The following is a 7,578-nucleotide window of genomic DNA, read 5'->3' as shown; positions in this document are numbered from 1 at the left end:
GGCGTTTCGGCCAGCAGCCGCAGCCGCTCGGCTTCGGCGTCGCGCTCGATGTCGAACCATCGGTAGGGCACATGGTTGCGGGCCAGGAAGGTCTTCACGTCGTAGCTGCGGTCGGACCACCGGTACCCGATGACCCGCACGTCCGAGGTCGTGTCGGGGTTGGCCCATCGCCAGTCGCTCAGCAGGTCGTCGATGACCGGGAACAGCCGGTCCTCGGGAGGGTCCCACGGCTTCAGAAGGTAGTAGTCGAGCCCGATGTCGTTGATGGCCTTGATGGCGACGTCCGTGTCGGCGTACGCCGTGAGCAGCAGGTACTTGGCCTTGGGCGCGTGGTTCCGCGCCTGCTCGAGCATGTCGATGCCTGTCATCCGGGGCATGCGCTGGTCCGCTGCGATCAGCGCGACCGGCTGGTCACGGAGCGCCAGTTCGGCCAGTATCCGGAGCGCCTCGGCTCCGGAGGTGGTCCGCACAATCCGGTAGTCGGCGCCGTATCTGCTGCGCAGGTCACGAACGATCGCGGCGGAGACCATGGGGTCGTCGTCGACGGTCAGGATCGTGGGCCTTCTCATGCCCGTCCATCCGCGTCCACCACCATGCGGCACGCTCCCTCCGTCAGGAACCTAGCGCACATCGTATCAGCGGAAGCGCCTGTTCCGGCAGGAAATAGTCCACCCTCCGGGGGAGCCGGTGAGAGGCCCGGGAGAGCCCTGGGAGTACACGAGAGAGCCCCAGCAGGGCCCGGGAGAGCTGGGGAAAGCCCCTCGCGAGGAGCTGCACCGCCCGGCGACGGCTCATTGCTAGCCTTGAAGCAACCACCGAGGAGACCGGACACATGAGCGTCACCCCCGCACGAAAGCCCAAACCGCAGACCATCCTGACCGTCCAGCGCACTGAATGGCTCAGCCCGGCGATGGTCCGCGTGGTCGCCGGGTTCTCATCCTTCGGCGGCAATGATTTCTCCGACAAGTACGTGAAGATCCATTTTGCCGACCCTGCGCTGGGGCTGACGCCGCCCTATGACCTGCCGGCCCTGAGGGAACGGCTGGACCCTGCGGACCTGCCCGTGACCCGGACCTACACGGTGCGGTGGGTGGACTACGAAGCTCGACTGCTCGCCATCGACTTCGTGGTCCACGGGGATGAAGGTATCGCCGGGCCCTGGGCTGCGGCGGCCCGGCCGGGGGATACTCTGGTGGTCGCCGGCCCAGGTGGAGGATACAGCCCGGACAGGACAGCGGATTGGCACCTCTTCGCCGGCGACGAATCGGCCCTGCCGGCCATCGCCTCGGCCCTCGAGGCCCTCGAGCCGGACGCGGTGGGCGAGGCCTTCCTCGAGGTGGAGGACGACAGGGATGCCCAGCCGCTCACAGCGCCGCCCGGCGTCGCGGTCACCTGGCTCTTCCGACGGGGCGCGGCGCCCGGTTCCCTGCTGTCCGGCGCCGTCGGACGGGCTGTGTGGCGCAGCGGCCGGGTACAGGTCTTCGCCCACGGCGAGCGCGAATCGATGAAACGGCTGCGGGATGTGTTCTTCACGGAGTGCGGCCTGCAGCGGAGCCAGGTCTCCCTGTCCGGCTACTGGGCGTCCGGCCGCAGCGAGGACCGCTTCCAGGCCGAGAAGCAGGAACCTGTGGGCAGGATTCTCGAGGGCTAGCCGGCGTACGGACAGGCCGTCCACGGCACCCGGGTGCCGTTCGACGGCGCGCGGAGCTACGCGGGCTCAACGGCTTCCCGCGGCCTCCGCGCGAGAAGTTCCATCGCCGGTTCCGCCAACCGGGCCATCACCGGGCCGAGCACTGCCATCAGCAGCACGTAGGTGGTCGCCAGGGGCGCGAGCTGGCCGTCGACCGCGCCGGAGGCGACAGCAAGCCCCGCTATGACGATCGAGAATTCGCCGCGCGCTACCAGCGCGGTTCCGGCGCGCGCCCGGCCCAGCCGCCCGATGCCCTGGCGCGACGCCGCCCACCACCCGGTGCCGATCTTGGTCGCGGAGGTGACGAGCGCGAGGACCAGCGCGACACCCAGCACCGGCGGGATGGACGCCGGATCCGTGTTGAGCCCGAACACCACGAAGAAGATGGCGGCGAAGAGGTCACGCAGGGGCTCCAGTACGCGGGCCGCGTTCTCCGCCGTCGCCCCTGAGATGGCGATGCCGAGCAGGAACGCGCCGACTGCGGCCGAGACCTGCAGTGCCGAGGCGAGCCCCGCCACCAGGAGCGCAGCGCCGATGAGCGTCAGCAGGAACACCTCGCGGTCCTTGCTGTCGACGACGGCAGACACCACATTGCCCCACCGCAGGGCAACCACGAGGACGAGCGTGACGACAAGGAGTGAGACACCGACGGTACCGAGGCCGCCCGCGAAGCTCAGACCCGCGAGCACCGCGGTGAGGATGGGCAGGTAGACCGCCATGGCGAGGTCCTCGAACACGAGGATCGCCAGCACGGTGGGCGTCTCGCGGTTACCGAGGCGCCCGAGGTCACTCATGACCTTTGCCGCGATGCCCGACGACGAGATATAGGTGACGCCGCCCATCACGAGGGCCCCCACGGGTCCCCACCCGAGGATGAAGCCCACCAGGACGCCGGGCGTGAAGTTGAGCACGAGATCGACGATTCCGGCCATCCAGGATTGCCGCAGTCCGGTGACGAGCTCCTTCGCCGTGTACTCGAGGCCGAGCATCAGGAGCAGGAGCACCACGCCGATCTCACTGGCCACCTCGCTGAAATTCACCACGCCCTCGAGCTCGAGCAAGCCGCCGGAACCGAAGAAGAGACCGCCGATCAGGTACAGGGGAATGGGCGAAAGCCCGATAAGGCCTGCGAGCCGGCCGAGGATTCCGAGGAACAGGAGGACGCTGCCGAGCTCGATGAGGGTCAGAGCGGTGGTGTGCACGCCCGGCTCAGCCGTGCTGCAGAATGTCCGCCGCGGCGTCGAGCCCCTCGGAGGTACCCACCACCACCAGCAGATCACCGGCGGCGAGCTGGAAATCGGGTCCTGGGGACGCCTGCACCTGCCCCGAGCGCAGCACGGCCACGAGGGAGGCACCCGACCGCGAGCGCATGCGGGTCTCGCCCAGGGAACGTCCGTCGAAGGGTGACCCGGGAGTGATCAGGAACTGCCGGGTACTGACACCCGGCAGGTCCCGGTGTTCGTCCCTCAATTGGCCGACGAGTTGCGGCGAACCGAAGAGGTTGCCGATCGCGGCAGCCTCGTCCGTGGTGAGGCGGATGGAAGCGATGCAGGTGTCAGGGTCGTTCGCCTTGGAGATGATGAGGTCGAGATCGCCGTCGCGCTGAGCGACGATCCCCACCCGGCGGCCCGAGTTCGTGATGATCTCGCGCCGCACTCCGATGCCGGGCAAACGCGTTTCGATGACCTTCATGCCTCAATCCTAGGCCTGCCGCCGGGTCTCCTCGGCGGATGCGGCCGCCCGGAGGCCGCTGTTCGCTGTGGGCGTCGCCGACGTGAGTACAGGTCGGGCTCGAGGTGGATGACGGTGGCGATGGGAACCGCCGCACGGATGCGCTGCGCGGCGCTGTTGACCTCGGCCGCAATCAACAAGCGCCGAGAATTTACCCTAGGACCATTCGGGCGCACCGTCCCGGGAAATCTCCTCACCGGTGCGCGGGCGGAGTCCGGCGGCCGGACCTGTCGCGTCCCCCGTGCCTGTCAGGAGTCCCGTGGCGAGTTCGGCGAGGCCCGACGACGTCTGGAACCCGTAGCCTCCCTGTCCCGCAAGCCAGAAAAGACCGGGAACTCCCGGGTCGAAACCGACCACCGGCAGGCCGCGTGCTGTCTGGGTCCGCAGACCGGTCCAGGACCGTGTCACCGAGGTGATGCCGAGAGTCGTGATGCTGTTGAGCCGCTCGATGAGCGTGTCGATGTCGCCGGGGTTCGGCTGCGCGTCGCCGGCAACGGCCGGCACACTCTCACAGGGCGAGATGAGGAGCCCCCTGTTCTCCGCTCGGAAGTAGAACGAATCGTCCGCGGCGGCCACCATGGGCATGCGGGTATCGGGCACGCACGCGGCGGCGACGATCGCCGCGGTACGCCGGAACGGGATGAGCCCCTGCGGCGCTGCACCGCACAGGTCGGCCACCGCGTCCGCCCAGGCGCCCGCAGCATTCACGACGACGCCGGCACGGACGTCCCGCCGGCCTGCCCGGACCAGCCAGGCGTCGTCGTCGTACCGGGCCTCTGTCACCCGGGACCGTGTCAGCACGATCACGCCGGCGTCCTCCGCAGCGCGGCGGTGGTACTCCAGCAGCAGGTCGGTGTCGGCGCCCACACAGGTGGTGTCGATCCCGGCCGCCTCGAAGACGTCCGGCTGCAGCTGCGGGCACAGCTCCAGCGCCTCGGAGTGGGGAATGGGGCGCATGGAGCCGCTGGCTTTCGCGGCGACGTCGCGGGCGCTGCCCACGAGCAGGAAGGCACGCGGAGCGGTCAGCGCGAGCCCCGTTTCCGCCTGCAGCGCTGTAAGGATCTCGAGTGTGCGCCGCGTGAGGTCCTGCACTTCGGGCGGCCCGTAGCTCGGAATGAGCTGCCGGGCAGAACGCGACGACGTGTGGTAGGCGAGCGTCGGCTCGGCCTCGGCCAGCACGATGCTGCGATGCGGCGCGAGTTCCGAGGCGAGGGACAGCCCGGCGATCCCGCCACCGATGATCAGGACGTCGCACTCAAGGTTCATGCCGTCATCCTAGGCGTCCGGCCCGTGTCCGACGGTTGTTCCCTATTCGGGGCGCAGGGCGTGTGCCGACTCCGCCCGGGCGGCGACGAACGCTGCCACGCAGGCCTCGATATCCTCTGCCGTGTGGGCCGCGGAGAGCTGGACCCGGATGCGAGCTGCTCCCTTGGGAACCACCGGATAGCTGAACGCCGTCACGAAGACCCCGTGGGCCAGCATGGCGTCGGCGGTCCTGCCCGCGACGACCGCGTTCCCGAACATCACCGGGATGATCGCGTGCTCGCCCTCCAGCAGCTCGAAGCCCTCCTCGGTCATACGCCGGCGGAAGTGCGCGGCGTTGGCGGTCAGGGTGGCCCGGAGCTCGGCGCTGTCCTGCACCAGATCGAGGGCCTTCAGCGTCGCGGCGACGATCGATGGCGCGAGGGAGTTCGAGAAGAGGTAGGGACGTGCGCGCTGGCGCAGCATTGCCACGATTTCGCGGCGTGCGGCCACGTAGCCTCCTGATGCGCCGCCGAGGGCTTTTCCGAAGGTCCCGGTGAAGATATCGACGCGGTGTGCCACTCCCGCGTGCTCGGGAGTGCCCGCTCCGGTGGCGCCCATGAATCCGACGGCGTGGCTGTCATCGACCATCACCATGGCGTCGTACTTCTCGGCGAGGTCGCAGATGGCCTCCAGCGGGGCGAGGTAGCCGTCCATGGAGAAGACACCGTCGGTGACCACCAGGCGCCTCCGCGCCGAGGAGGCCTCCTTGAGCCGGGCCTCGAGCTCAGTCATATCCCGGTTCGCGTAGCGGAACCGCTGCGCCTTGCTCAGCCGGATGCCGTCGATGATCGAGGCGTGGTTCAGGGCGTCGGAGATGACGGCGTCCTCGGCGCCGAGCAGCGATTCGAAGACTCCCCCATTGGCGTCGAAGCAGGAGGAGAACAGGATGGTGTCCTCGGTGCCGAGGAACTGCGAGACGCGCTCCTCCAGGTCGAGGTGCAGGTCCTGGGTGCCGCAGATGAACCTGACGGACGCCATCCCGAAACCGCGTTCGTCCAGGGCGTCCTTGGCCGCCGCGATGATGTCCGGGTGGTCCGCCAGTCCGAGGTAGTTGTTGGCGCAGAAGTTGAGCACGCTGGCGTTCCCGCCGCCGGGGCCTCCGGCCGTGATGCGGCTGGACTGCGGCGAGGAGATGCGACGCTCGTACTTGAACAGGCCCGCTCCTCGGATCTCCTCGAGTTCTCCTGCGAGCTGGTTCTGGACGGATGAGTACATGGTGCTCCTTAGGGATGGAAGGATTTCAGAAGGAGGTCCAGTCGAGGACCACTTTGCCACTTTCGCCGTCGCGCGCGATGGTGAAGCCGCGCTGCCACTCGGCGGCGGGCAGGCAGTCGGTGACCACGCTGGCCACTGCGGTGCGCAGTCCCGCGTTCGACTGCAGCATGGCGCTCATGGCGTACCAGGTCTCGAACATCTCACGTCCGTAGATGCCCTTCAGGGTCAGCATGTGCGTGACCACCTTGCCCCAGTCGATGGAGATCGGCCCCGACGGCAGGCCGAGCATGGCGATCCGCCCGCCGTGGTTCATGTTGTCGATCATCTCGGGTAACGCTGTTGCGTGACCGGACATCTCCAGGCCGATATCGAAGCCCTCCTTCATGCCGAGCTCGCGCTGCGCGTCCCGGATGCGGGTCCGGCTGACGTCGACGGCGATGTCGGCGCCCACGGTCCGCGCCAGCTCGAGGCGGGGTGGGGAGACGTCGGTGATGGCGATCTTCCGGGCACCGGCATGGCGGGCGACGGCGATGGCCATCAGGCCGATCGGTCCCGCACCGGTGATCAGCACGTCCTCGCCGACGAGCGGGAAGCTGAGGGCGGTGTGGACCGCGTTGCCGAACGGGTCGAAGATGGCGCCGAGTTCAGGGGTGATTCCGGCCGAGTGCACCCAGGCGTTGGTTTCCGGGATCACCACGAACTCGGCGAAGGCCCCGTCCCGCTGCACGCCGACACTCGAGGTCCGGATGCACATCTGTCGGCGGCCCGCCCGGCAGTTCCGGCAGATGCCGCAGACGATGTGTCCTTCCCCGGACACGCGGTCACCCACCCGCACATCGCGGACGCACTCCCCCAGCTCCACCACCTCGCCGTAGAACTCGTGGCCCGGGATCAGGGGCGCGTTGATCATGCCCTGTGCCCAGGGATCCCAGGATTCGATGTGCAGGTCGGTGCCGCAGATCCCGGTGGTCATCACGCGGATCTTGACGTCGCCGAGGCCGGCGGAGGGTTCGGGGCGGTCCACCAGCTCGAAGCCGGGGTGCGCTCCGGATTTGTACAGCGCCTTCAAGAAGTGTCCTTTCACCGGTTGTCGGCAGCGGGAATGGGCTGCCGGACGCCGGCGTTCGTGGTCGGGGCAGGATATGCCCCCTGCCACGATATCAGCGGGCGGTTGGGCCCGGCCCTCCCCTCGTCGGGCGTGGCCGGCCTGCGCGCCGCGGGTGCCCATCAGGCCTCAGCCCTCGAGCACAGCCCACAGGGCAGCACTGCCGAGCGCACTGGACGCCGGATGGTCATCGGAACCCGCCGCCATCGCACTGCCCATGCCCAGCGCCCAGCCGCGAGCGCGCTGCCACGTATCCGGATCGGTGGGACGGCCTGCCTCCAGGGTGTCGGAGAAGACGCGGCGGCCCTCGGTATCGAAGACGAGCCAGGCCGCAGCGAGATCGGTTGCCGGATCGCCGGAGCACAGGTCGCCGAAGTCGACGACGCCGCACAGCTCACCTCCGGCGCCCAGCACCAGGTTTCCCGCATGGAGGTCACCGTGCAGCCAGAGGGAGTCGCCCGACCAGACGGGAACGGCCGCCAGCTCTTCCCAGAGCGCAAGCAGCTTTCCGGCGGATGGCGCCGCCGGCGGG

Annotated in this window: 8 protein-coding genes; 1 reads left to right on the top strand and 7 read right to left on the bottom strand. The window is 68.9% G+C overall.

Features of this window, described 5'->3' with window-relative positions:
* On the bottom strand, positions 1-569 hold a 569-nt coding region (locus tag Y704_RS0107260), incomplete at its 3' end, for a response regulator (protein WP_026549630.1).
* Positions 570-832: 263 nt separating this feature from the next.
* On the opposite strand from Y704_RS0107260, the gene Y704_RS0107255 reads away from it, so the two are divergent.
* Positions 833-1,651: a siderophore-interacting protein gene (locus Y704_RS0107255; RefSeq protein WP_026549629.1), complete on the top strand. Its 819-nt coding sequence runs from the start codon at positions 833-835 to the stop codon at positions 1,649-1,651.
* Positions 1,652-1,707: 56 nt separating this feature from the next.
* Here the strand turns inward: Y704_RS0107255 and Y704_RS0107250 are convergent, their stop codons facing one another.
* From Y704_RS0107250 to Y704_RS19635, 6 genes are all read right to left on the bottom strand, one after another.
* Positions 1,708-2,892 (bottom strand): cation:proton antiporter, encoded by a 1,185-nt coding sequence (locus Y704_RS0107250; RefSeq protein WP_026549628.1) that lies wholly within the window; start codon positions 2,890-2,892, stop codon positions 1,708-1,710.
* Positions 2,893-2,899: 7 nt separating this feature from the next.
* On the bottom strand, positions 2,900-3,382 hold the full coding sequence (locus Y704_RS0107245) for a cation:proton antiporter regulatory subunit (protein WP_026549627.1): 483 nt from the start codon (positions 3,380-3,382) through the stop codon (positions 2,900-2,902).
* A 195-nt stretch (positions 3,383-3,577) separates the two neighbouring features.
* On the bottom strand, positions 3,578-4,687 hold the full coding sequence (locus tag Y704_RS0107240) for an NAD(P)/FAD-dependent oxidoreductase (RefSeq protein WP_026549626.1): 1,110 nt from the start codon (positions 4,685-4,687) through the stop codon (positions 3,578-3,580).
* 42 nt (positions 4,688-4,729) lie between these two features.
* Positions 4,730-5,941, bottom strand: a complete 1,212-nt coding sequence (locus tag Y704_RS0107235) for a glycine C-acetyltransferase (RefSeq protein WP_026549625.1) — start codon at positions 5,939-5,941, stop codon at positions 4,730-4,732.
* Positions 5,942-5,966: 25 nt separating this feature from the next.
* Positions 5,967-7,010, bottom strand: coding sequence for an L-threonine 3-dehydrogenase (tdh, locus tag Y704_RS0107230; RefSeq protein ID WP_026549624.1), 1,044 nt, complete (start codon positions 7,008-7,010; stop codon positions 5,967-5,969).
* Positions 7,011-7,175: 165 nt separating this feature from the next.
* Positions 7,176-7,578: phosphotransferase (locus Y704_RS19635; RefSeq protein WP_155850260.1), on the bottom strand; the 403-nt coding region annotated here is incomplete at its 5' end.

Origin of the sequence: Arthrobacter sp. Br18, assembly GCF_000520555.1 — a bacterium.
Taxonomy (GTDB): Bacteria; Actinomycetota; Actinomycetes; order Actinomycetales; family Micrococcaceae; genus Arthrobacter_D.
This window is presented reverse-complemented; position numbering and strand designations above follow the sequence as displayed.